Genomic DNA, 26,124 nt, shown 5'->3' with positions numbered 1-26,124 from the left:
GTTTAACTACCGCTCATCGTTCCTCGGGTTAAAAATTCTGTGACATCCGCCAATATTCCTGGCGTAAAGCATTCCATTCTCCATTTCTATGAGCAAACTTTAGCTATTCTTATCAAACATACTTTCGGGAGACCTTACAGATGATGTCAACGCTTGCCCCGCCATCTGTACTTTCCGCTCCCCAACGCCGCTGCCAGGTGCTGCTGACGCTTTTTCTGCCAGGGCAAAGCGCCACAGCGCAGACGTTCAGTGCGCTCAATGGCGTGGATGACAATGTTGTCCGCGAGGATATCATTGGCGCAGACCTTGAAATCCAGCGCTATCACCGGCTCACCATTATCTCCGCTCAGAACGGTGGCTATCGGATCGAAGGAGCATCGCTGAATCAACGCCTGTGTCTGTTGCATTGGCTCCGGCGTGGCCTGCGGTTATGCCCGACGTTTATCACCCATCAGTTTACACCGGCATTAAAAACAGAGCTGAAACAACAAGGTATTGCGCGCACGCTGTATGACGACACCAATCTGCACGCGCTGATCAATCTCTGTTCCCGGCGATTACAGAAACCGTTTGAATGTCGTGACGTCCAGTTCCTGCGGCTGTTTTTACAGTATTGCCTGCTGCAGCACCATGCGGGGATCGCCCCGGAGTTTAATCCGCTGCAGCAGCGCTGGGCGCAATCCTGCGCTGAGTATCCGCTCGCCGAAGAAATCGGTCGTCACTGGCAACGTCGCGTTATGCAGACGGCACCGCTTAGCGAGTCGCTGTTTATGGCGCTGCTGTTTTCGATGATCCGTATTCCAGACCCCCTTCGCGATAACCACCAACAGGATCGTCGTCTGCGTCTGGCTATCGCCCGCCTGGTGCTACGTTTTCGCGAGTACGGCAACGTTCGCTTCAGCGATGAACAAGGGCTGAACGATCAGTTGTATGTGCATCTTGCTCAGGCGCTGAACCGTAGCGTGTTTGCTATTGGTATCGATAACACCCTGCCGGAGGAGTTCAGCAAACTGTATCCGCGCCTGGTACGCACCACGCGCGAGTCGTTGCACGGATTCGAAGCAGAATACGAGGTGCAATTTTCAGAGGAAGAAACCGGGCTGGTCGCGGTGATTTTCGGCGCATGGCTGATGCAGGAAAAGGATTTGCACGAGAAGCAAATTATTCTGCTGACGGGCAATAATGAACGACTCGAAGCCCATATAGAACAACAGCTACGCGAGCTGACTTTGCTGCCGCTGAATGTCAAACATATGCCGATGCAGGACTTTCAGAAACAGGGTTCGCCGCGTGGTGTGGCGCTGATTATCACGCCATACACCACGCCGCTGCCGCTGTTTTCACCACCGCTGATTCATGCCGATCTGGCGCTTACGCCTCATCAGCAACAGCAGATCCGCAAAATACTGGAATCATAACGCCGGCGTTTGCGCGACCACTTTCGGCCGTAAAGCCATTGCCGGGAGCGCAACCAACGCCATCACCCAGAATACGCCGCTGCCCAAATGCTGATACAGGAAACCCGCAAACACGGTCATGATGGCAATGCTGCCCCCCATCGCGATGGCCGAATAGACGGCCTGTAAGCGAATCACTTCGCTTCCCTGGCGCGCAGCGATATAACGCATGGCGGCCAGATGGCAGACGGTAAAGGTCCCGCAATGCAGAATTTGCACCACGATAAGCCACGGCAGTTCGGTGCTCCAGCCCATCAGTCCCCAGCGAACAACGCCGCAGACAGCCGAAAGCAGCAGCAGATCGCGCGCGCTGAAACGTCGGAACAACTTGTGGCTTAACGCAAAAATAATCACTTCGGCAACGACGCCCAGCGACCATAAATAGCCGACGGCCGATGCGGAATACCCCGCTGACTGCCAGTAAATGGCGCTGAAACCGTAATAGGCAGCATGCGCCCCTTGCAGCAGGCTAACGCAGGCGAGAAAACGCCAGCTCTGCGTAATCAGTCCACGCCAGGCAGGCCATCCAGCGCTCTCCTGCTGACGGTTTTCACCCGCAGGTTGCACACTCGGGCGGATCATCATGCCCAGCAGCATCGAAGCGACCCCCAGCGTTAACAGCACGAGGATCACCCGATAGTCATAAAGGCTAATCAGCTTTCCGGTTAGCGCAGAGCCGATCACAAAGGCCACCGACCCCCACAAACGCACCCGACCATAATCCATGGTGATTTGCTTTTGCCAGGTATTGGCCAGCGCATCGGTTAACGGCACCAGCGGTGAGAAAAAGAGGTTAAAGCCGACCATCACCACCATCAGCCAGGCCACATTCGTTCCGGCCCAAAATGCCAGGGCAAACACCAGCGTCAACAGTGCCAGGATACGTAAAGCGGAAATCAGACGAGAGGGATCGCTCACGCGCGGAGCAATCAGCAAACTGCCAAGAAAACGTGCGATCAGCCCTGCCCCCAGCAGCAAACCAATGGTTTCCGGCGTCAGGCCCAGCCCCTTGAACCACACGCTCCAGAAAGGCAGAAAAATACCGTAGCTAAAAAAGTAGGTGAAATAACCGAGCGCCAGCCAGCGCGTGGAATGCAAAACCATGATTCCCTCCCGTTTGGTGGCGATAGTCTGGCGATAAACACGGGCTGGCGCAAGGGAGTATTAACAGGCAGATAACATGATTTTTGCCCTACTCTACGCGAATTTGCATCGCGAAATGACACTGTTCGCCTTTGGCTAAAACCTGCAACCCCGGCTGCCCCTGCAGGTTGTGGGCATTCACCGGATGCGTCTGCGGCTCCAGACAAAGGAACTCGTCACCCGACATTCTGAACAGCATCAGCCAGGGAGTTTGCGCTAAAAGCGTGACCGTCATCACATCATTACGGATAACCGCCTGTCCGCTCCAGCCGGAATACCCGACATTTAGCCAGGCATCCTCCCCATACTGTGCGCAGGTAAAATCCGCATAGGGCGGAATATCACTCTGCCACGGTAAAGGTAAATGCAGATCGCCCTCCGGCCAGTATCCGCCAGCAGAAAACTGCACCGTACTGTGGGCATCAAAGGCAAAAAAGGGATGAAACCCGCAGCCATACAACATCGCTTTTTCACCGCAATGGGTTATCGTGAGCGAGGCGTGAAGTTCATTCTGTCGCAACTGATAGCCAAGTTCCGCCGTATAGTCGTAGCCGCATGCATGCCGACTGCGCAGTCGCAGCAAGCACTGGCTCTCGCTAACCGTAACAACTTCCCAGCGTTTCAGCCAACCGTCGCCATGCAAAAAGAAAAACTCATCGGCCTCGTGTTGGGGCAATACCACTTCGTCGCCGCGCAACATAAAACGATTTCCCGCCACCCGATTAGCAACGGGCAGCATGGGAAATAAGCCGCAATCGCCCGGTTGTTTTCCCTGCCCTTCACGTAAAATGGTTCGTTGATGTTGTAACGAAACCAGGCTCAGCAGCGTACCGCCCTGAGGGTCAACGCACATCCTCAGATGTGCGTTTTGTAGTGTCAGCTGACCGTTCATTAGCGCGCGCTTCGTGGCTGAGCAGAAGCGCTGGTTTTGCTATGCTGCGCGGCCAGTTGTTCCTCCAGCGCTTCCAGCGTGACGCCTTTGGTTTCCGGTACATTACGCAGAACATACACGTAGCCCAGCGCACAAATAATGCCGTACAGCAGGAAACTCCCGGAGGCACCGAGGCTCGCATTCAGCAGCGGGAAGGTGTAAGTCAGCAGGAAGCAAGCAATCCACAGCGCCAGTGTGCCTAAGGACATCGCCAGCCCGCGCACGCGGTTAGGGAAAATTTCGGACAGCAGTACCCAGGTGACCGGCGCGAGTGTCAGGGCATAAATCGCAATCGCGGCCAGCACCAGTACCAACACAGGCCACCCCAGAATACCTAATCCGTACGCCCCGGCAATCAGCACATAGATGACCGTCAGTCCTGACGCCCCGAACAGCATGAGCTTACGACGACCAATTTTGTCCACCAATGGCAGCGCGGCAAGGGTAAAGACCAGATTAATGATGCCCGTTGCGACGATAGATTTTAGCGTTCCGTTAATGTCGAACCCGGCGGAAGCAAAGATCTCCTGCGCATAGTTAAAGATAACGTTGATCCCACACCACTGTTGGAATACGGCAAGCACCATACCAATAATGACGATCGGTTTGATCTGGGGTTGCAGCAGCGTTGACCACGCGACCTTATGGGTATCTTTTTGCAGCGTATATTCGATCTCTTTCAGGGTTTGTCCGGCATATTCCGCAGAGCCAACGCGTTGCAGCATGGCACGCGCCCGCTCGACTTTCCCCGCTTTCACCAACCAGCGAGGAGATTCAGGCACAAAGAACATCAGGACCAGAAAGACCACCGCAGGCACTAACTCCGCTCCAAACATCCAGCGCCATCCCATCTGCCCGTTCCAGCTTTCCACGATCGCCTGCTGTGTGGCGCCCGTTGCAACCGGTTCAGCGATCATCAGGTTGATCAGTTGCGCGGCCAGGACACCAATAACGATCGTCAGCTGGTTAACCGCCACAAAGCGACCGCGCTTTTCAGCCGGACTCACCTCGGCGATATACAGGGGACTCAGCGCAGAGGCCAGACCGATCCCCACACCACCGACAATACGATAGAGAATAAACATATCGAAATTGCTGGCCACGGCAGTTCCCAGCGCCGAAGCGCTGAAGAGGATCGCGGAGAGAATAAGCGGCATTTTGCGGCCAAACTTATCAGCACACCAACCGGAAACCAGCGCACCAAAGATACAGCCCACCAGCGCGGAACTCATTGCCCAGCCAGATTGCGCCGGATCGGTAATCGAAAAATAAGCTTCATAGAAGGGTTTTGCCCCGCCAATCACCACCCAGTCGTAGCCAAACAGCAGACCACCGCAGGCCGCAACCAGGCAGATAGTCCAGACATAGCCAATCTTTAAATGTGTCTGCGTATTATTCATTATGATTCCTCTTTCAGGGAAACGCAGGGAACAGAAGGTTTCAGGTGGGGTCGCCCCCACCTGGTCAGGGTATTACTGGAAAAGCATTACGTTGATGGCGTGACGCAGCAGTAATGCCTTGTCATGCGCCGGATTGAGTTTCAGAAGTTCATCAAGGGTATGCTGGCAGGCTGGCTGGTTACCCAGTCCCAACTCTCCAAGCGCCTTGATGAACAGACAATGCTGCTGATGTTTCGCTTGCGCGGAGGTATCCAGCACCACCAGGTCGGGCAGCGATACCGCAAAGAAATCGACATCCGGGACCTTATCGTGTTGCGACTCCACCCATTGCATGAAACTGTGGAACAGGTTGTCCGCTTGCGCGTTATCACCCAGCGTTCTCAATGCCATGCCTTGCCAGAAGAGATAATCCACCGGCTGGTCGTTGTAATAACGCCCGGCATCAAGTGAACTCCCGCCGCGAGTCGCTCGCACAAAATATTGCCGGGCTTCCTCGATGTATCCTTGCTGCTGTGCGCAATAGCCAAGCAGGTACCAGATATCGTTATCCGTCTGGCCAGGTAAACGCCCTTCCCCCAGGTTCTGCGGGTAGAGCAGCGCCTGTTGTAACAAGGCGATGGCCGATTGCAGGTCGCCCGCCTGAATCGCCGCCAGCGCCCGATGCTGTTGATTGAGCAGATATTGCCCGGTCGCTTTACCCTCGCCGCCTTCCCAGGGATGAAACACGCGTGTGTTCAGTACCGCAGCGGCGGCGTCATAGTGACCCAGACCGTTCCACAGACTCAGCAGTTCCACCGTCAGATCATCACGATGGAAGACCACCTCTTTGTTGGCCTCAAGCCTTGCCAGACGCTGCTCAGCCGGTTGCGCCATCAACTTATTGAGATAGTCGAGTTCAAACAGGAAGCGTGCGTTTTGTGGCTCCAGCGCGACAGCCTGCGACAGGTAACGCCCCGCCAGCGCCGCGTCATGCTGTTTGTTCCAGGCGTAAATGCCCAGTAAGCGATGCACCGGAGCAAAACCCGGCTCCTGCTCAAGGGTAAATTGCCAGCAAGACACCGCCTCGTCATAACGCCGTTTGCTGTACCAGAAACAGCCCAGTAAGTAGCGGGCAAACGCACTCTGTTCCAGCTTTTGCAGCATTTGCACTTCATCGAGCGTATTGGGGAAGCGTACGCGGTTTTGCAGACACTCACGGGCACGCGCGATATACAGCTGCGGATGATCATCCAGCGATGCCCGCCACAGCATCGGCAACGTTTCCTGGCTGTCGAGCAGAGTCAGCACATCACGGGCTGCATCCGACTGCCCCAACGCGGTCAGCCAACCCGCCAGTTCGCAGGCATTTGTGCCACGTCGACCGGTAATCGCGATCAGCGCCTGTGCGGAGGCGTCATCCTGACAGATAGCCCAGCGGGCATAGTGCAGGGTATAACTCAGCGGATAATCCACGAGCTGCTGGCTGATGTATTCCAGCGCCTGGGCACGGCGATTCAGTTTTGCCAGCGCCAGCGCTTTCAGCCCCATGGCGAGGTTATTACTGCCGTTAAAACGCAGGCTTTGCTCTACCTTTTCCAGCGCGCCGGCATAGTCCTGACGTTTCATTGCCAGACGAGCCAACGACCAGAAAGCTGCATCACGGCAGTTACCGCTCCAGCTGGCCTTATAGTAATTGTCCCAGGCGCTGTCATCGTCGCCCTGGCGTTCCTGTGCGGTGGCCAGCAGCATACTCGCCTCGCCATCACGCGGATTCTTATTGAGCTTATGCGCCCGCTCCAGCGCCTTAACCGCGCAATGTTCCGCCAGCGTCCAGTCCGCGCGGTTTAGTGCCAGCGTCCCCAACGCCACATTATTGCGATAATCCTGCGGATCTATCTCCAGCGCGCGGCGGTAGTAATCTTCCGCGTAACGGCTGGCGTGGTTGTACTGCTCCAGATGCTGCCCAATAAAATAGAGCTCATCGGTATTGGATAATGCCTCGGGCTGCGCAGGGGCGACAGCCGCCTTCGGCAGCGGTAACTCTTGTGCAATATGCTCTTCGTACTGCAGTAGCGACGTACCGTCAGCACCAGTAACGGTCATCGTCACCCGGGCGTGACCGTTATCGGACACATCAGCCAGCCAGCTTTGGCCTGGCTCAAGGGTGAGCGTATTTTCGTAGAACGGTTTATCTTCAGCAGAAAGCGTGACCTGCACATCCCGCAGCGGCGCAATGGCATAAACGCCAACAGAGAGCTGGCTGCCTTCACGCACCAGGCGTAGCGCAAGCTGCGTACTGGCGTTTTGCACCATACCGAGTTCGCTGTAGGGCAGGAAGTTTTGCACGAAGACTTTCTCTTCGTAGGGCGCAAGCCAGGTAAAGTCAGGTTGGTTATCGGTGAAAACGCCAGTCATCAGTTCGATATACGGGCCGTTCTCATCGGTAAGGTTGCGATCCCAGGCGACACCAAAATCACCGTAACCCCATGTCCACTGTTTTTTCCCCGGCGAAACGTGGTGATCGGCAACATGCAGCAGTCCACCGCGTTCCCCGTGATGCCACGCGCCGACAAAATCATAGTCTGATTTTTCCGCCATATAGGAGGTCGGAACCGGGACGTTTTTGTAACGTGAGATATCCACGCCAGCCGAGTAATCCACTTTATAGTAAGTGCCTGTGGCGATCGGAAACGCAGACACGTCACGCTTACCATGGTCAAAAACAGCGGTCACATCCGGTGGGAAAACGCTCTGGTGATCATCGCCACCCTTCACCGCCGGATTCGCCCACCATAAAAAGTGGCGCGGTGTGGCATTGCCGTTAAACACTTTTCCGGTGATCTCAATCAGGGCACGATCCGGGTAAAGCGTGAATCCGGTCATCACCTGCAAACCGCGCATGGGTTCAACCTCACCCATCCACACGGTGTATTCTCCCTGCTCACCCTGCTGCTGCGTAAAATCGACCGGCATAAAGGTGGTTGGGCGATGGTGCTGCGGCCAGTTAAATTCGATGCCACCGGAGATCCAGGGACCGAGCAAGCCGACCAGCGCAGGCTTTACCACTTCGTTGTAGTAAACAAAGTCGCGTTGCTTCACTTTGTCATACGCACGATGAATACGCCCGCCTAACTCCGGCAACAGCATAATGCGAATGAAGTCGTTCTCCATCCACACCGCCTGGTAATCGCGCATTTCCCGTTTACCGGTCAGCGTATCAATCACGCCATAGGGATACACCGCACCTGACGACCCCTGATAAACCCGTTTCTCCAGAAACATTGGGTTAGCGTCTTCCTCACCTGCAGTCCACGTTGGGAGTGTGATAGTTTCCTGCCAGACCTTAACTGAACCGTACATGCCGCTCTCCACTCAATAAACAAAAGTAAAAATTCAACCTGATGCTATTCTGCGGCAGATAAGTGGCGTTAAAATGCGCAATGCTCACGCAATATAGTTAAGGGAGTTAAGTGTATGCCGCGTTCGGGGTTCAATAACGCCAGAGTTCGTCAGGCGAACAAACAGATCTTTTTGTCGCATTTATGGCGGGAAAAACAACTCAGTAAGTCACAGCTGGCGCAGCTCACCAGCCTGTCGATCCCGGCGGTCAGCAATATTCTCGAAGAGCTGATGGATGAAGGGAAGATCAGCCATTCGCGAGAAACCTTAAGCCAGCGCGGTTTAAGCAGCGGTAGCTATCATTTACCCGAAAAAGGCGCCTGGACGCTGTGCATCAACGTCACGCCGACCAGCATCACCAGCCAACTGGCGGACGCACGACTGGTCGCCGTCGGCGACTGGCGTCATGAAGTCATCAACCCCGAAACGCCAAAAGCGCTACTGGCTGCATTAGCGGCACACTGGCGGGAATATCGTCGGCACTATCCCGAGGTCACCATTAATCTGGCGCTTGGCGTTCATGGCCAGGTTGATCCGATTACCGGCGCATCGAAAACCATGCCACAGGCGCCGTGGAAAACGCCGGTAGAAATAAAATATCTGCTGGAGGAGATGCTTGGCATCCAGGTCCGGCTGGACAATGACTGCGTGATGCTGGCGTTGGCGGAAAAGTGGCAAAATCCGGCCGCTACCGGTGATTTTTGCGTGATTAACGTCGATTACGGCATTGGCTCATCGTTCGTTATTAACGATAACATCTGGCGCGGTAGTCTGTATGGCAGCGGTCAGATTGGACATACCATCATTCATCCCGATGGGGTTGCCTGTGACTGTGGTCGTTATGGTTGTCTGGAAACGGTAGCGTCATTAAGCGCACTGAAAAAGCAGGCGCGTGTCTGGATGAAATCGCAGCCGACGTCGCATTACGATCCTGAGACACTGACCACCGATCAGCTGATCGATGCCTGGAAACAGGGAGACGTCCGCATTCAGGCCTGGGCCGAGCATGCCGCCAGCGCTATCGGCCTGAGTCTTTATAACTTTCTGAATATACTAAATATTAACCAGATATGGTTATATGGCCGGAGCTGTGCGTTTGGCGATAGCTGGCTCAATACGTTGGTGCAGCAAACCGGATTTAATCCGTTCGATCACGGGGATAACCCGCGTGCCAGAGCAACACAGATAAGCTTCGGGCAGCTTAACCGCGCTCAGCAACTGATGGGAATTGGTTATCTGTATGTCGAATCACAACTTAACGAACTGTAACCGTTACGCCGTCAGACTCGCGGCCAAACGCTCGTGTACCGTGGCGATAAAATCTGCCAGCGCCGGTTTGATCGGCCCTTTTTTCCAGGCCATCAGTAACGCGATGGTCGGGACATCGCCAACAATCGGCCGAAAAACCACCTGCCCGGTATTAAAATTATTCATATAACCGGGTATCAAAGTCACCCCCAGCCCCATGCCGACCAGGTTCATCGTCACCAGAATATTGGTCGCCACCTGGACAATATTGGGCTGGCTTTTTTGCTGCTGAAACCAGTTTTTTACAATCATCGCTAACGCACCGGAATAGGCCGGATCGGTGCTGACAAAATTCACACCGTGCAGTTGCTCAGCCGATATCGCTTTCTCATTGGCTAACGGATGATTGACCGGTAACACCGCCACCAGCGGTTCATGAATCAGCTCCAGATAATCCAGTTCCGGGCTGTACACCGGATGACGCATTAAGCCGACATCCAGCTCCCCGCGCAGGATCTTCTCTTCCTGCTCGGTGGTTATCAGGCTCACCAGTTCAATGTGTGTATCAGGCTGTTTTAAACGAAACAAGGGCAGCACCTTCGGCAACAGATTGACTTCTGCAGAGGGGACAAAACCAATGGCAAAATGGTTATCTTCCTGCACCGTTTTACGCGCGCGGATTTTCGCGTTTTCCGCCTGCTCGAGGATCACCAGCGCATCCTGTAAGAAACACTCACCCGCCGCCGTCAACGCAACTTTTCGCTTATCACGTACCAGCAACGGAACGCCCACACAGGCCTCCAGATCGCGGATCTGACTGCTTAGCGACGGTTGAGAAGTGTGCAACTTTTCTGCCGCTCGGGTGAAATTCAGCGCCTGCGCCACCGCAACAAAATAGCGTAAGTGCCTCAGTTCCATGCCCTTCTCCTTGTTATCGAAAAAATGTCTCAACTGGTAGAAATTTACTATTTCACAAATTGATAACTAACCAGCAACATCCTTATGGCACAAAAAAAGAAGGTCAATACATCTTAGCTTTCGGGATTAAAAAATATGACCACACCCTCAAATTTAGACATCTACCAACTGATCGATACCCAAAACGGTCGCGTAACCCCACGCATTTATACCGACCCTGACATTTACCAACTGGAGCTGGAACGCATCTTCGGACGCTGCTGGTTATTCCTCGCCCACGAAAGCCAAATCCCCAAACCCGGTGATTTTTTTAACACGTACATGGGCGAGGATGCGGTCGTTGTCGTACGCCAGAAAGACGGCAGCATCAAAGCGTTTCTCAACCAGTGTCGCCACCGCGCGATGCGCGTCAGCTACGCCGACTGCGGTAATACCCGCGCCTTTACCTGCCCGTATCACGGCTGGTCGTACGGCATCAACGGCGAGCTTATCGACGTGCCGCTGGAGCCTCGCGCATACCCGCAAGGGCTGTGCAAATCTCACTGGGGACTGAACGAAGTCCCAGGCGTGGAGAGCTACAAAGGGCTGATTTTCGGCAACTGGGATACGACCGCGCCAACGCTTCGCGATTATCTCGGCGACATCGCCTGGTATCTGGACGGCGTACTTGATCGCCGCGAAGGCGGAACAGAAATCGTCGGCGGCGTGCAGAAATGGACCATCGACTGCAACTGGAAATTCCCTGCGGAACAGTTTGCCAGCGACCAGTACCACGCGCTGTTCAGCCATGCTTCCGCCGTGCAGGTGCTGGGTGCAAAAGACGATGGTAGCGATAAACGCCTTGGTGACGGACAAACCGCTCGCCCGGTGTGGGAAACCGCCAAAGACGCGTTGCAGTTCGGTCAGGACGGTCACGGCAGTGGATTTTTCTTTACCGAGAAACCGGATGCCAACGTCTGGGTCGATGGTGAAGTCTCCAGTTACTACCGCGACACCTACGCGGAAGCAGAACAGCGTCTGGGCAGTGTTCGTGCCCTGCGTCTTGCCGGCCACAACAATATTTTCCCAACGCTGTCATGGCTGAACGGCACTGCCACACTGCGCGTCTGGCATCCACGTGGACCGGATCAGGTCGAAGTGTGGGCGTTCTGCATTACCGATAAAGCCGCCTCTGATGACGTGAAAGCCGCGTTTGAAAACAGCGCCACCCGCGCCTTTGGTCCCGCCGGGTTCCTTGAGCAGGATGATTCGGAAAACTGGACCGAAATTCAAAAACTGCTGAAGGGGCACCGGGCACGCAACACCAAATTGTGTCTGGAAATGGGGCTGGGCCAGGAGAAACGTCGTGAAGATGGCATTCCAGGGATCACCAACTACATCTTCTCGGAAACCGCTGCACGCGGGATGTATCAGCGTTGGGCCGATTTGCTGAGCAGCGAAAGCTGGCAGGAAGTGCAGGAGAAAACCGCCGCTTACCAGCAGGAGGTGATGAAATGAGCACCTTAGTTTCCCAGGAACTACACCATCGTATTACGCAATTTCTCTACCACGAAGCCAGCCTGTTGGACGACTGGAAATTTCGCGACTGGCTGGCGCAGTTGGATGACGACATTCGCTATACCATGCGCACAACGGTCAATGCCCAGACCCGCGACCGCCGTAAAGGCGTGCAGCCACCGACCACCTGGATTTTCAACGACAACAAAGACCAGCTCGAACGCCGTATTGCGCGTCTGGAAACGGGCATGGCCTGGGCGGAGGAGCCGCCGTCCCGAACCCGACATCTGATAAGCAACTGCCAGGTCAGTGAAACCGAGGTTCCCGACGTCTTTGCCGTACGCCTCAACTATCTGCTGTATCGCGCCCAAAAAGAGCGCGATGAAACCTTTTACATCGGCATGCGCACAGACAAAGTGCGTCGTCTGCCGGGCGATGCGTGGCGTTTACTGGAACGTGAGATCGTGCTGGATCAAGCGGTGATCACCTCCCACAACCTGAGTGTACTGTTCTGATGAGTCGTATCTATGCCTGCCCCGTAGGGGATTTACCGGAGGGCGAAGCGCTCCGGCTCGACACCTCACCCGTCATCGCGCTGTTTAACGTTGGCGGCGAGTTCTATGCCATTAACGATCGTTGTAGCCACGGTAACGCCTCGATGTCGGAAGGCTATCTGGAAGACGATGCCACCGTGGAGTGCCCGCTGCATGCAGCCAGTTTTTGCCTGAAAACCGGTAAGGCGTTGTGCCTGCCCGCTACCGATCCGCTGACCACCTATGCGGTAACCGTGGAAGGGAGCGATGTGTTTGTTGATATTCCTGAGGAGGCCAGATGAGCGATTTACGCGATAACGTGGTCTTTATCACCGGTGGCGGCTCCGGTCTCGGTCTGGCGCTTGTCGAGCGTTTTATCGAAGAAGGCGCACGGGTCGCCACGCTGGAGCTTTCCGCAGCCAAAGTCGCCAACCTGCGCCAGCGGTTCGGTGAACATGTACTGGCGGTTGAGGGCAACGTCACCTGCTACGCCGACTATCAGCGCGCGGTGGATCTCATACTGACGCGCTACGGCACGCTGGACTGTTTTATCGGCAACGCGGGTATCTGGGATCATAACGCGTCGCTAATCAACACCGCCGCCGATGTGCTGGAGACCGGTTTTCACGAATTGTTTAACGTGAACGTACTGGGTTATCTGCTGGGCGCAAAAGCCTGCGCCCCGGCGCTTATCGCCAGCGAAGGTAGCATCATCTTTACCCTGTCCAATGCCGCATGGTACCCCGGCGGCGGCGGTCCTTTGTATACCGCCAGTAAACATGCGGCCACCGGGTTGATTCGCCAGTTAGCCTACGAGCTGGCGCCAAAGGTACGCGTCAACGGGGTGGGCCCCTGCGGAATGGCGACCGACCTGCGCGGCCCGCAGGCGCTGGGTCAAAGCGATACGTCGATTATGCAGTCGCTGACGCCGGAAAAAATAGCCGCTATTTTGCCGCTGCAGTTCTTTCCTGAACCTGCGGATTTTACCGGCCCGTATGTGATGCTGGCGTCAAAACGCAACAATCGCACATTGAGTGGTGTGATGATCAATGCCGACGCGGGTCTGGGCATACGCGGTATTCGTCATGTTGCCGCCGGACTGGATCTCTGAGGAGGCGTTATGAGTAAAAAAACTATCGCTATCGTCGGTGGTGGTCAGGCTGCGGCGATGGCCGCCGCCGCACTGCGCCAGCATGGCTTTGACGGCGAGTTACATCTGTTTTCCGATGAGCCGCATTTGCCCTACGAGCGCCCCCCACTCTCGAAAGCGATGCTGCTGGATGACACTCCGCAGTTACAGTCGGTTCTGAATGCTGACTGGTGGCGGGACAATAACGTTCACCTGCACCTGGGCGTGACCGTGCAAACGCTCGGTCGCCAAACGCATCAGCTGGTACTGACTAACGGAGAGATTTATCCGTGGGATCGGTTGTTGATTGCGACGGGGGCAGCGGCACGTCCTCTGCCACTGCTGGATAAACTGGGCGATCGTTGCTTTACCCTGCGCCATGCGGGCGATGCGGCGCGTCTGCGGGACGCACTCCAGCCCGGACGCGCCATCGCCATTGTCGGAGCCGGAACCATTGGACTTGAACTGGCTGCCAGCGCCACACAGCGCGGTTGCAAAGTTTGCGTGATTGAACTGGCCTCGACGGTGATGGGACGCAATGCGCCCGCGCCAATCCAACGCTACCTGACCGCGCGTCATCAGCAGGCTGGCGTACGTCTTATGCTCAACAACGCAATTGAACAGGTCTGCGACGGGGAAAGTATCACGCTGACATTACAAAGCGGTGAGCAGCTTCAGGCCGACAGCGTGATCTACGGTATCGGGATTATCGCGAACGACAGGCTGGCCCATGAAGCTGAACTCGAGGTGGCAAACGGCGTGGTGGTAGATAATGCCTGTCAAACCCGGGATGCGGATATTTTTGCCGCCGGTGACGTGGCGGTACTGCGTCGGGCAGACGGAACCCTGCAGCGCTGCGAAAGCTGGGAAAACGCCAATAATCAGGCGCAAACTGCCGCTGCCGCCATGCTTGGTCTCCCGTTACCGGTGCTGCCCCCGCCGTGGTTCTGGACCGATCAATTCAACGATAACCTGCAATTTATCGGCGATATGCACGGAGATAGCTGGCTCGTTCGCAGCAATCCAGACGCGCACAAAGCAATCTGGTTTAACCTGCAGGAGGGCGTGATTGTGGGGGCGGTGACGCTCAATCAGGGACGGGAAATACGCTTGCTGAGAAAATGGATTCAACAGGGGAAAACGCCTGATACAACGACGTTGCAGGGTGAATCTGTCGCGCTCAAGTCGCTATAACTACCGGATGCACTGCCTGTAACGGGCTTAAAAAAGGCCGCATTCGCGGCCTTTTTCACATCAAACGCTTACGCGTAAACCGGGAAGCGTGCGCAGATATCCAGAACTTTACCTTTGATGCGCTCGATAACCGCTTCATCGTTGATATTGTCCAGAACGTCACACATCCAGCCAGCCAGCTCTTTCACTTCCGCTTCTTTGAAGCCACGACGGGTCACAGCCGGGGAACCGATACGGATACCAGACGTCACAAACGGGCTCTTCGGATCGTTTGGCACGCTGTTTTTGTTGACGGTAATGTTGGCGCGACCCAGGGCTGCGTCAGCTTCTTTACCGGTCAGGTTTTTGTCAACCAGATCCAGCAGGAACAGGTGGTTCTCAGTACCGCCAGAAACCACTTTGTAGCCACGGTTCAGGAACACTTCCACCATCGCTTTGGCGTTTTTAGCAACCTGCTGCTGATAAACTTTAAACTCAGGCTCCATCGCTTCTTTCAGTGCGACAGCTTTCGCCGCGATCACGTGCATCAGCGGGCCGCCCTGCGCGCTTGGGAACACCGCGGAGTTCAGTTTTTTATACAGCTCTTCGTCACCGCCTTTCGCCAGGATCAGGCCGCCACGCGGACCCGCCAGGGTTTTGTGAGTGGTGGTGGTCACAACGTGAGCGTGTGGAACCGGGTTCGGGTAAACGCCAGCGGCAATCAGACCCGCAACGTGCGCCATGTCAACGAACAGGTACGCGCCAATGCTGTCAGCGATTTCACGCATTTTTGCCCAGTCAACAATACCGGAGTAAGCAGAGAAGCCACCGATAATCATCTTCGGTTTGTGCTCCTGAGCCTGCTTCGCCATGTCTTCGTAATCAATTTTACCGGACTCATCAATGCCGTAAGGGATGATGTTATACAGTTTGCCGGAGAAGTTTACCGGGGAGCCGTGAGTCAGGTGACCGCCTTGCGCCAGGTTCATACCCAGAACGGTATCGCCCGGTTGCAGCAGCGCGGTGTAAACAGCGAAGTTAGCCTGAGAGCCGGAGTGCGGCTGGACGTTAGCGTAGTCAGCGCCGAACAGCTCTTTCGCGCGATCGATCGCCAGCTGTTCTACGATATCCACATATTCACAACCGCCGTAGTAGCGCTTGCCTGGATAACCTTCAGCGTATTTGTTGGTCAGCTGAGAACCCTGTGCCTGCATGACGCGCGGGCTGGTGTAGTTTTCGGAGGCGATCAGTTCGATGTGCTCTTCCTGACGTACTTTTTCCTGCTCCATAGCCTGCCACAGTTCGGCATCATAATCGGCAATGTTCATTTCACGCTTTAACATCCGCATCTCCTGACTCAGCTAACAATAGAATTTCGGCCTAAAAAGGCAGTCACGTTGGACTTCGGCCAACAGTATAACCGAATCATTCTGTGATAACAGGTCTTGACAAAGGATTTTACGCAAACGATTACCTTCAATGTACACAAGGCTTTGGAGAATAAAGGACTTACGAATTTCAACGGATTTCTTTTCAGGTTTGTGATGCAGATTTTTCACGTTGTAACCTTTGCAACGCAAAATAACAAAGAACCATTTACAATGCAGGGGTATTTTTTATAAGATGCATTTGACATACATCATTAAAGTCTCAGATAAAGGAAGACCGTATGCTTGACGCACAAACCATCGCTACAGTGAAAGCCACTATTCCCCTGCTGGTCGAAACCGGTCCGAAACTGACCGCTCATTTCTACGATCGCATGTTTACGCACAATCCCGAACTCAAAGAAATTTTCAACATGAGTAACCAGCGTAATGGGGATCAGCGTGAAGCGCTGTTTAATGCCATTGCCGCTTACGCCAGCAACATCGAAAACCTGGCGGCGCTGCTGCCTGCAGTCGAGAAAATCGCCCAGAAACATACCAGCTTCCAGATTAAACCCGAGCAATACAACATCGTTGGGGGCCATCTGCTGGCAACGCTGGACGAAATGTTCAGCCCAGGGCAAGAGGTGCTGGATGCATGGGGCAAAGCATATGGCGTGCTGGCTAATGTCTTCATCAACCGTGAAGCCGAGATTTACAGTGAGAACGCCAACAAAAATGGCGGCTGGGAAGGCACGCGTCCGTTCCGCATCGTGGCAAAAACCCCGCGCAGCAAACTTATCACCAGCTTTGAGTTTGAGCCGGTAGATGGCGGTGCGGTAGCCGAATACCATCCGGGACAATATCTGGGCGTCTGGCTGAAGCCGGAAGGATTCCCGCATCAGGAAATTCGTCAGTACTCTCTGACCCGCAAACCGGACGGTAAAGGCTATCGCATTGCCGTTAAGCGCGAAGATGGCGGTCAGGTTTCCACCTGGTTGCACAACCATGCGAATGTGGGTGACATCGTTCATTTAGCGGCACCAGCGGGTGATTTCTTTATGGATATCGCGACCGATACGCCGGTCTCTCTGATATCCGCAGGCGTTGGGCAGACGCCGATGCTGGCGATGCTGGATACGCTGGCAAAATCCGGCCATACCGCGCAGGTCAACTGGTTCCACGCCGCGGAAAACGGCGATGTGCATGCGTTTGCCGATGAAGTGAGCGAACTGGGTAAAACGCTGCCACGCTTTAACGCACACACCTGGTACCGTGAACCCAACGAAGTCGATCGCGCTAAAGGCGGCTTTGATAGCGTTGGTCTGATGGATTTAAACAAAGTGGAAGGCGCAATCAGCGATCCGGCGATGCAGTTCTATCTGTGCGGTCCGGTCGGTTTTATGCAGTTTGCAGCAAAACAACTGGTTGGTCTGGGCGTGAAGAACGAAAACATTCATTACGAATGTTTCGGCCCGCATAAAGTGCTGTAACGATTGATGGCCTGATGGCGCTTCACTTATCAGGCCTACAGGTTTCACTTCCCGTAGGCTTGATAAGGTATCGCCGCCATTCGGCAAAACGCACGCGGTGTTAGATCGCCGCGTCGTCTTCTTCGCCGGTACGAATACGAATCACACGCGCCACGTCGAAGACAAAAATCTTACCATCACCGATTTTACCGGTCTGCGCGGTACGAATAATGGTGTCAACGCAGGTGTCCACGATGTCATCGGTGACCACAATTTCAATTTTTACCTTCGGCAGAAAATCCACCATATATTCTGCGCCACGGTACAGTTCAGTATGGCCTTTCTGACGGCCAAACCCTTTCACTTCCGTGACAGTCATACCGGTAATGCCAACTTCTGCCAGCGCTTCGCGGACGTCGTCCAGCTTGAAGGGTTTAATAATCGCATCAATCTTTTTCATGCTAATCCTTGGGAAGGTCGCCTGTCTTTTGATCAGATAAACGTAACATAATCCGTCAATTTATTCTTTGAAATCGTTTGCATCCAGTTCGTGGCGCGAAAGTAATTTATAAAACTCCGTCCGGTTGCGCCCCGCCATTCTCGCCGCATGGGTCACATTGCCTTTGGTGATTTGCAACAGCTTACGCAGATAGTTGAGTTCGAACTGGTTGCGCGCCTCCACAAATGTAGGCAGCGCGGTATTTTCCCCTTCCAGCGCCTGTTCCACCAGCGCATCACTGATCACCGGCGATGAGGTTAACGCCACGCACTGCTCAATGACGTTGACCAGTTGACGCACGTTTCCCGGCCAGCTGGCGGTCATTAAGCGTTTCATCGCATCGGTCGAAAATGCGCGCACGAACGGTTTGTGCCGCTCGGCTGACTGGCGCAGCAAATGGTTTGCCAGCAACGGAATGTCTTCGGTCCGCTCGGCCAGCGCCGGAATTTTCAGGCTCACCACATTGAGGCGATAGTATAAATCTTCACGAAACTCGCCCCGCGCCATCGCTTTGGGCAGATCGCGGTGTGTCGCGGAGACGATCCGCACATCAATGTCGATATCGCGGTTGCTGCCAAGCGGTCGGACTTTGCGCTCCTGTAAGACGCGCAGTAATTTGACCTGTAACGGCGCGGGCATGTCGCCTATCTCGTCGAGAAACAGCGTCCCGCCTTCCGCGGCCTGGAATAGCCCTTCCCGATTACTCACCGCGCCGGTAAAAGCGCCGCGCGCATGACCAAACAGTTCAGACTCAAGCAACTGTTCCGGTAACGCCCCACAGTTAATCGCAATAAAGGGATTGTGGCTACGCGGGCTGGCGTTATGAATGGCCTGGGCGAAGACTTCTTTCCCGGTCCCGCTTTGACCATTGATCAATACGCTGACATCAGATTGCGCCACCATCCGTGCCTGTTCCAACAGGCGCAGCATCAGCGGACTGCGGGTAACGATGGATTCCCGCCAGCGATCGTCAGTGGCGGGCGCAGACTGCTCCAGTGCGCCATCAATGGCATTGTACAGCGCGTCTTTATCGACAGGCTTGGTGAGAAAACTGAAGACGCCCTGCTGGGTCGCGGCAACGGCATCAGGGATGGAGCCGTGCGCCGTAAGGATGATCACCGGCATCCCCGGCTGGACTTTCTGGATTTCAGTAAACAACTGCATCCCGTCCATCTCATCCATACGCAGGTCGCTGATGACCAAATCCACCTTTTCACGGTTCAGGACCCGCAGCCCTTCTTGCCCGCTTTCCGCCGTCACGACGCTGTAACCTTCACTGGTCAGGCGCATACCGAGTAATTTCAGCAGCCCCGGATCGTCATCGACAAGCAGCAAATGCGCGGGCTTATGACTAATCATGGCGTAACCCCGTCGTCAGGAGTGGTGAGTTTATCATTCCCGTGCTGGGAATCAGGATTGTAGCTACCGGCGGGCTTGCGCGTGGAAAGCTGGCGTTCAATATCGGTCAGATTCTCCAGCTTACGGGTCGTGAGATCGAGCTGACTCTGCAAATGCTGTTGCTGTTGGCGCAAAGTATCGAGATCGCTGTCCGTGGTTTGCTGGAGTTTGCTGTAGCGCAGGCGTTCTTCATCAAGCTGCAACTGCAGCGTTTGGCTGCTGCGCCAGACCTGGTACAACGGTCGTACCTGAGCCGGAACCTGGGGGCTTAACGCATCCAGTCGCGTCACCAACTCCCGCCTTTCTGGCGAGGTCATGTGGGCGCTGTCGAGCAGGATCCCTCGCTTGAACGTCCCCTGCCAGGTATCGGTCAGTTGCGTGCTGGCTTCACTGCGAGCCTGAGCAGGCATCAGACGATCGGCACAATCTATTGCCCGCAACCAGTACAGAGGATTGGTTTCAGTAGACTGACCCTGTAGCGACCAGATATCCGTACATTCCGTTGACAGGTAATCCGCCAGTTGATTCGTCGGGGTCTTCTCGTGTGAGGGATCGCCGATAATATGGTTTACCGCGTTCGATACGCAGCCTGCCAGCGCCAGGCACGGCATGCTGACCAGTAAGACGCGGCGGAAAAAATGTCGTTTAAGCATTCGGACAACAACGTGTGGCATACTCACCAGACTTAGGTTCATTTTAATGGTTTTTCGATGCAGATAGCGGCAGCTCAATGCGGAAACACACGCCTTGCGCATCATCATCAACCAGATACAGTTTTCCCCGCATACGGCGGATGCAATCTCTGGCGATACTCAGCCCCAACCCGCTTCCTTTTACTGCCCCTTTTCGCTGGTGACTCCCCTGGAAAAAAGGCTCGAAGATCATGGTCTTTTCTGCTTCTGGAATCGGTGTGCCGGTATTAGTTATATCAATATATACCGTAGAGCCATGCAAACTGCTGCGGATGCAAATGGTACCGGATTCAGCACCATAGTGCACCGCATTGGAATAAAGATTGTCCAGTACGCTCATGAGCAACGTTGGCTCTGCGAGGCAAGTGCTCGCCGCCAGTGCAACATCAGTATGTATCATTTTTGAGCGAGCGGGCAGGCTATGTGCAGAAACAACCCCTTCCACCAGCGGCGCGATGTCCACGCGCTCTAGCGCAATCACGTCATCCGCCTGCTTTCGGTTGTAATCCAGCAACTGCTCAATTAACTTTTGCAGGTTGCGGCTGCTGTCATCCAGAATACCGACAACCTCTTTTTGCTCCGGCGTTAACGGACCAACCACCTGATCTGCCAGCAGTTCCGTTCCTTCACGCATACTCGCCAGCGGGGTTTTCAGCTCGTGTGAAAGATGACGTAAAAATTGATGCCGTTGAGATTCAAGCCAGGAAAGACGCTCGCTCAGCCAGATAATGCGCTGACCTACGGATCGCAGTTCACGTGGACCTGTAAACAATGCGGTATTGCCAAGCGAGCGCCCTTCTCCCAGACAGTTGATCATCCGTTCGATGCCTTTAACCGGGCCGATAATCATCCGCGTAAACAGCAGGACCATCACCAGACTGACAAGAAACAGCACCAGCGCCTGCCAGCCAAAGAACTGTCCGCGCTCGGCAATTTCTTGCTGTAGCTGCTGCCCGCGGGAAAAAACCACGGTACGCGTCGCCTGCACCATCTCCGTATTGGCACTGGCGAAGGCTTCAAGACGCGCAGCCGCCACGCTATCGGGGCCGCTGTTTTTACACTGTAGCTGGGCGAGGTCGTTGAGATCCTGGCGAAGTGCCTGATAGAGTTTATTGTCCGGTAGCACACTGGCATGCGCATCCAGCATATCGCTGTAACGTTTACGTTGCCCCTGATAGACCTTCGCCAGCGTCGGATCATCCAGTACGCAGTATTGTCGGTAGCTACGCTCCATCTCCAGTGCGGCATTCGTCATGGCTTCGCTTCGCCGGGCATCAATCAGCGTCGTTCTGTTTGTCAACGCCGCCTGTGCACTCAGGGCGTTCAGGCTCTGCCATGCCTGCCAGGCCAGCACCAACAAAGGCAGCAGGATCAGCAAAAAAGCCAGCGTCACTAACTGACGTAAGGACCGGGGAAAAACTGACCAGTTCTTCAAAGCGTTACTCTCAACGGGTTCGAATATAAAGATGCTAACTGAGGGAAACGCCAGATACAACAAAGCCGGGATTAACCCGGCTTTGTTATGGAATAAGGCGGTGCCTAACTCGACGTTTCGCCCGATGGTTGATATAGCAGTGCTATTATCAGAAGTTGGACGGCAGGCACCTTGTTGTGCGTCATTCGAAGTTTATGTAGCACGTCCCGAAGGGGCTGACATAAGAGGGTGAATGAGCCACTGGTTAATATTATGCAGCAACTGTGCCAATATTCAAAACACTTTATTAACACAATGATAAATATAGGAAATATGTTTAATTATCCTAAAAGGTCCGTTGACGGCTTTTTGTCCTTTCTGTCGCTAAATAGCAACACCTGAAGCCTTAAAAAACAAATCACATATAAATCAATTAATTAAATGTCTCTTTTTAGCGACGCGGTAACCCTGTCTATGTCGGCATTTCCCGACACTAAAACGCAGTGGCAAAAAAAGCCCCTCACGCAGAGGGGCTTGATGATTATCGACGCAATTAGCCGAGCTGCTTACGCGCATTGCGGAAAATACGCATCCACGGGCTGTCCTCGCCCCAGTTTTCCGGGTGCCAGGAGTTGCTTACAGTGCGGAAAACACGTTCCGGGTGCGGCATCATAATCGTCACTCGGCCATTTTCCGTGGTGACCGCGGTAATACCGTTTGGTGACCCGTTCGGGTTAGCCGGATAGGTTTCCGTCACTTTACCGAAGTTGTCCACATAACGCAGCGCCACCAGGCCTTTGCTCTCCAGTCCGGCCAGATGAGCGTCATCACGCACTTCCACACGTCCTTCACCATGCGAAACGGCAATCGGCATCATTGAACCGACCATTCCCTGCAGCAGCAGAGAAGGGCTTTGTGTCACTTCCACGAGGCTAAAACGTGCTTCAAAACGATCGGAGTGGTTACGCACAAAACGTGGCCACAGTTCGCTGCCCGGGATCAGTTCACGCAGGTTGGACATCATCTGGCAACCGTTACACACGCCGAGCGCCAGCGTTTGCGGGCGATGGAAGAAGGTTTCGAACTCATCGCGTACGCGGTTGTTGAACAGAATGGATTTCGCCCAACCTTCACCGGCGCCCAGCACATCGCCATAAGAGAAGCCGCCACAGGCGACCAGTGCCTGGAAGTTGCCCAGACCGATACGACCGCCCAGCAGATCGCTCATATGAACGTCGATGGCATCAAAACCTGCGCGGTGGAAAGCTGCCGCCATTTCAACGTGTGAGTTGACACCCTGCTCACGCAGCACGGCCACTTTAGGACGCGCACCGGTCGCGATATACGGCGCGGCAACATCTTCGTTGATATCAAACGACAGTTTGACGTTGAGACCAGGATCGGCATCGTGAGTTTTGGCGTTATGCTCCTGATCGGCGCATTCCGGGTTGTCACGCAGACGCTGCATCTGCCAGGTGGTTTCAGCCCACCACATACGCAACTGAGTGCGGCTTTCGCTGAAGATGGATTGTCCGTTAGCCGTCAGCGTGAAGCGATCACCTGCAACCGCCTGGCCGAGGTGATGTACGCAATCGGCCAGACCGTGTGCCGCCAGAATCGCCTGCACCGCATCACGGTCCGACGCACGAACCTGAATCACTGCGCCCAGCTCTTCATTAAACAGCGCCGCCAGATGATCATCCCCCAGGGAACTGATATCCGCCTCAATACCACAGTGACCGGTAAAAGCCATTTCCGCCAGCGTGACCAGCAGGCCGCCGTCGGAGCGGTCGTGGTAGGCCAGCAGCTTACGTTGCGCGACCAGTGCCTGAATGGCGTCATAGAAGCCTTTCAGTTGCGCCACGTCGCGCACGTCCGCGGGTTTATCACCGAGTTGACGATACACCTGCGCCAGCGCGGTCGCCCCCAGGGCGTTGTGACCTTTGCCGAGATCAATCAGCAACAGCGCATTCTCTTCCGTTGAGAGCTGCGGCGTAATGGTGTGGCGCACATCTTCCACGCGGGCAAACGCGGTAATCACCAGCGACAACGGCGAGGTCATTTCACGCTGTTCGCTACCTTCCTGCCAGCGGGTTTTCATCGACATAGAGTCTTTGCCAACCGGGATCGTCAGGCCAAGCTGAGGACACAATTCTTCCCCTACCGCTTTTACCGCTTCGTACAGCCCGGCATCTTCGCCAGGGTGACCCGCGGCCGCCATCCAGTTTGCCGACAATTTAATACGTTTGATGTCGCCAATCTGTGTGGCGGCAATGTTGGTCAGCGCCTCGCCCACCGCCAGGCGTGCAGAGGCGGAGAAGTCCAGCAGCGCAACAGGTGCGCGCTCACCGATAGACATCGCTTCGCCGTAATAGCTATCAAGGCTGGCAGTGGTCACCGCGCAGTTCGCCACCGGGATCTGCCACGGACCGACCATCTGGTCACGCGATACCATACCGGTGACGGTACGGTCGCCGATGGTCACGAGGAACGTTTTTTCTGCGACCGCAGGCAAGTGCAGAACGCGGTTAACGGCTTCCGCCAGCGTAATCTGCTCACGCACCAACGCGTCGCCTTTGGCTTTCAGCGTCTGCACGTCGCGGGTCATCTTCGGCGTTTTGCCCAGCAGCACGTCCAGCGGCATGTCGATCGGCTGGTTGTCAAAGTGGCTATCGCTCAGGGTCAGATGCTGTTCTTCTGTCGCTTCCCCAATCACCGCATACGGGGCTCGCTCACGCTTACACAACTCGTCAAACAGCGGGAGCTGATCAGCGGCAACCGCCAGCACGTAGCGTTCCTGAGATTCGTTACACCAGATTTCCAGCGGGCTCATACCCGGTTCATCGCTGAGAATATCGCGCAGTTCAAACTTACCGCCACGCCCGCCATCGCTCACCAGCTCCGGCATCGCGTTGGACAAACCGCCTGCGCCCACATCGTGGATGAACAGAATCGGGTTCGCGTCGCCCATCTGCCAGCAACGGTCGATAACCTCCTGGCAACGGCGTTCCATTTCCGGGTTGTCGCGCTGAACGGAAGCGAAATCGAGATCCGCATCAGACTGGCCTGACGCCATGGAAGAGGCTGCGCCACCGCCAAGGCCGATATTCATCGCCGGACCACCCAGCACGATCAGCTTCGCGCCGACGACGATCTCACCTTTTTGCACGTGATCGGCGCGGATGTTGCCGATCCCGCCCGCCAGCATGATAGGTTTGTGGTAGCCGCGCAGCTCTTCGCCGTTGTGGCTGTTCACTTTCTCTTCGTAAGTACGGAAGTAGCCGGTCAGCGCTGGGCGACCAAATTCGTTATTAAACGCCGCGCCGCCCAACGGGCCCTCGGTCATGATATCCAGCGCGGTAACGATACGGTCAGGTTTACCGAAATCTTCTTCCCACGGTTGCTCAAAGCCTGGAATACGCAGGTTGGAAACAGAGAAGCCCACCAGCCCGGCTTTCGGCTTCGCGCCGCGTCCGGTTGCGCCTTCATCACGAATTTCACCGCCGGAGCCCGTTGCCGCGCCCGGCCACGGCGAAATCGCCGTCGGGTGGTTGTGTGTTTCTACCTTCATCAGGATATGCGCAGGCTCCTGATGGAAATCGTAGCGACCCGTCTGATGGTCGGCAAAGTAGCGACCCACCTCAGAACCTTCCATGACGGCGGCGTTATCTTTATACGCAGACAGAACGTGATCCGGCGTGGTTTCGAAGGTGTTTTTAATCATTTTGAACAGCGACTTTGGCTGCTCTTTACCGTCGATAACCCAATCGGCGTTAAAAATCTTATGGCGGCAGTGCTCAGAGTTAGCCTGCGCGAACATATACAGTTCGATATCGTTCGGGTTGCGTCCCAGTTTCGTAAACGCATCCTGTAAGTAGTCGATTTCGTCATCAGCCAGTGCCAGGCCCAGACGCAGGTTGGCATCGATCAGCGCCTGACGGCCTTCACCGAGCAGATCCACACTGGCAACCGGTGCAGGCTGGTGATGAACAAACAGTTTTTCTGCTTCGTTCAAGTCAAAGAAGACCGTTTCCATCATGCGGTCATGCAGAAGCGCGGCTACCGCCTGCCACTGTTCAGCGGTCAGCGTCGAGGCTTCAACATACCAGGCGATACCCCGCTCCAGGCGGCTAATTTGCTGCAAGCCGCAGTTGTGGGCAATGTCAGTCGCTTTAGAAGACCAGGGGGAGATGGTGCCCGGACGAGGCGTAACCAGTAACAGTTTTCCTTCAGGGGCATGGCTGTGAAGCGCAGGACCATATTTCAACAGGCGTGCAAGTTGCGCATGCTCATCCTCGTTTAACGGGGCATTCAGGTCAGCAAAATGGACATACTCAGCGTAAATATTGTGGACCTGAAGATTGGCCGCCTGAAAACGCGCCAGCAGTTTGTTAATACGGAATGCAGACAGTGCAGGCGAACCACGCAGAATTTCCATCATAAGTCTCTCGTCTTCGAAGCGCCTGAGGCGCTTA

The 26,124-nt window shown here is 55.0% G+C and carries 19 protein-coding genes; 8 read left to right on the top strand and 11 right to left on the bottom strand.

Annotated elements, in window-relative coordinates; all coding sequences use genetic code 11:
- Nucleotides 1-140 precede the first annotated feature (140 nt).
- Nucleotides 141-1,418, top strand: a complete 1,278-nt coding sequence (csiE, locus tag N7268_RS15925) for a stationary phase inducible protein CsiE (RefSeq protein WP_260863665.1) — start codon at nt 141-143, stop codon at nt 1,416-1,418.
- On the opposite strand, the gene N7268_RS15920 is transcribed toward csiE, so the two are convergent.
- The 4 genes from N7268_RS15920 to N7268_RS15905 form a co-directional block, all read right to left on the bottom strand.
- Nucleotides 1,413-2,561: a 3-phenylpropionate MFS transporter gene (locus tag N7268_RS15920; protein ID WP_198903319.1), complete on the bottom strand. Its 1,149-nt coding sequence runs from the start codon at nt 2,559-2,561 to the stop codon at nt 1,413-1,415. The two genes, csiE and N7268_RS15920, sit on opposite strands and share 6 nt — an antisense overlap.
- A gap of 88 nt (nt 2,562-2,649) precedes the next feature.
- Entirely contained in the window at nt 2,650-3,492 is an 843-nt protein-coding gene (locus N7268_RS15915; protein ID WP_260863664.1) for an aldose 1-epimerase, read from the bottom strand.
- Nucleotides 3,492-4,931, bottom strand: a complete 1,440-nt coding sequence (locus N7268_RS15910) for a sugar porter family MFS transporter (protein WP_260863663.1) — start codon at nt 4,929-4,931, stop codon at nt 3,492-3,494. The genes N7268_RS15915 and N7268_RS15910 overlap by 1 nt, the downstream gene beginning before the upstream one ends.
- A gap of 72 nt (nt 4,932-5,003) precedes the next feature.
- Entirely contained in the window at nt 5,004-8,270 is a 3,267-nt protein-coding gene (locus N7268_RS15905) for a DUF5107 domain-containing protein (protein WP_260863662.1), read from the bottom strand.
- A 114-nt stretch (nt 8,271-8,384) separates the two neighbouring features.
- On the opposite strand from N7268_RS15905, the gene N7268_RS15900 reads away from it, so the two are divergent.
- Nucleotides 8,385-9,578: an ROK family transcriptional regulator gene (locus N7268_RS15900; RefSeq protein ID WP_260863661.1), complete on the top strand. Its 1,194-nt coding sequence runs from the start codon at nt 8,385-8,387 to the stop codon at nt 9,576-9,578.
- 3 nt (nt 9,579-9,581) lie between these two features.
- Here N7268_RS15900 and hcaR read toward each other — a convergent pair whose 3' ends face one another.
- Nucleotides 9,582-10,475 (bottom strand): DNA-binding transcriptional regulator HcaR, encoded by an 894-nt coding sequence (gene hcaR, locus N7268_RS15895; protein WP_260863660.1) that lies wholly within the window; start codon nt 10,473-10,475, stop codon nt 9,582-9,584.
- Nucleotides 10,476-10,610: 135 nt separating this feature from the next.
- Here hcaR and hcaE point away from each other — a divergent pair, with 135 nt between their 5' ends.
- The 5 genes from hcaE to hcaD are packed head-to-tail and all read left to right on the top strand — an operon-like array spanning nt 10,611 to nt 14,828.
- Nucleotides 10,611-11,972 (top strand): 3-phenylpropionate/cinnamic acid dioxygenase subunit alpha, encoded by a 1,362-nt coding sequence (gene hcaE, locus N7268_RS15890; protein ID WP_198903313.1) that lies wholly within the window; start codon nt 10,611-10,613, stop codon nt 11,970-11,972.
- Nucleotides 11,969-12,487, top strand: coding sequence for a 3-phenylpropionate/cinnamic acid dioxygenase subunit beta (gene hcaF, locus N7268_RS15885; RefSeq protein ID WP_260863659.1), 519 nt, complete (start codon nt 11,969-11,971; stop codon nt 12,485-12,487). The genes hcaE and hcaF overlap by 4 nt, the downstream gene beginning before the upstream one ends.
- The gene (gene hcaC, locus N7268_RS15880) at nt 12,487-12,807 is read left to right on the top strand and encodes a 3-phenylpropionate/cinnamic acid dioxygenase ferredoxin subunit (protein ID WP_260863658.1); all 321 of its coding nucleotides are present in this window, start codon (nt 12,487-12,489) and stop codon (nt 12,805-12,807) included. Before hcaF ends, hcaC begins: the two co-directional genes overlap by 1 nt.
- Nucleotides 12,804-13,616 carry a 3-phenylpropionate-dihydrodiol/cinnamic acid-dihydrodiol dehydrogenase gene (gene hcaB / locus N7268_RS15875; RefSeq protein WP_260863657.1) on the top strand — a complete coding sequence of 271 codons (813 nt, stop codon included), beginning with the start codon at nt 12,804-12,806 and terminating at the stop codon, nt 13,614-13,616. The genes hcaC and hcaB overlap by 4 nt, the downstream gene beginning before the upstream one ends.
- 9 nt (nt 13,617-13,625) lie before the next feature.
- Nucleotides 13,626-14,828, top strand: a complete 1,203-nt coding sequence (gene hcaD / locus N7268_RS15870; RefSeq protein WP_260863656.1) for a phenylpropionate dioxygenase ferredoxin reductase subunit — start codon at nt 13,626-13,628, stop codon at nt 14,826-14,828.
- Between the two features lie 68 nt (nt 14,829-14,896).
- Here hcaD and glyA read toward each other — a convergent pair whose 3' ends face one another.
- Nucleotides 14,897-16,150: a serine hydroxymethyltransferase gene (gene glyA, locus N7268_RS15865; RefSeq protein WP_198903308.1), complete on the bottom strand. Its 1,254-nt coding sequence runs from the start codon at nt 16,148-16,150 to the stop codon at nt 14,897-14,899.
- A 326-nt stretch (nt 16,151-16,476) separates the two neighbouring features.
- Here glyA and hmpA point away from each other — a divergent pair, with 326 nt between their 5' ends.
- On the top strand, nt 16,477-17,667 hold the full coding sequence (hmpA, locus tag N7268_RS15860) for an NO-inducible flavohemoprotein (protein ID WP_260863655.1): 1,191 nt from the start codon (nt 16,477-16,479) through the stop codon (nt 17,665-17,667).
- A gap of 100 nt (nt 17,668-17,767) precedes the next feature.
- Here hmpA and glnB read toward each other — a convergent pair whose 3' ends face one another.
- The 5 genes from glnB to purL form a co-directional block, all read right to left on the bottom strand.
- Nucleotides 17,768-18,106: a nitrogen regulatory protein P-II gene (gene glnB / locus N7268_RS15855; protein WP_002914032.1), complete on the bottom strand. Its 339-nt coding sequence runs from the start codon at nt 18,104-18,106 to the stop codon at nt 17,768-17,770.
- 60 nt (nt 18,107-18,166) lie between these two features.
- Nucleotides 18,167-19,501, bottom strand: a complete 1,335-nt coding sequence (gene glrR / locus N7268_RS15850) for a two-component system response regulator GlrR (RefSeq protein WP_313958464.1) — start codon at nt 19,499-19,501, stop codon at nt 18,167-18,169.
- Nucleotides 19,501-20,217 (bottom strand): two-component system QseEF-associated lipoprotein QseG, encoded by a 717-nt coding sequence (gene qseG, locus N7268_RS15845; RefSeq protein WP_260863654.1) that lies wholly within the window; start codon nt 20,215-20,217, stop codon nt 19,501-19,503. Before qseG ends, glrR begins: the two co-directional genes overlap by 1 nt.
- 22 nt (nt 20,218-20,239) lie before the next feature.
- Entirely contained in the window at nt 20,240-21,670 is a 1,431-nt protein-coding gene (qseE, locus tag N7268_RS15840; RefSeq protein WP_260863653.1) for a two component system sensor histidine kinase QseE/GlrK, read from the bottom strand.
- A 532-nt stretch (nt 21,671-22,202) separates the two neighbouring features.
- Nucleotides 22,203-26,090, bottom strand: a complete 3,888-nt coding sequence (purL, locus tag N7268_RS15835) for a phosphoribosylformylglycinamidine synthase (protein WP_260863652.1) — start codon at nt 26,088-26,090, stop codon at nt 22,203-22,205.
- Nucleotides 26,091-26,124: the final 34 nt, after the last annotated feature.

Source organism: Citrobacter sp. Marseille-Q6884, from assembly GCF_945906775.1.
Lineage (GTDB): Bacteria > Pseudomonadota > Gammaproteobacteria > Enterobacterales > Enterobacteriaceae > Citrobacter.
This window is presented reverse-complemented; position numbering and strand designations above follow the sequence as displayed.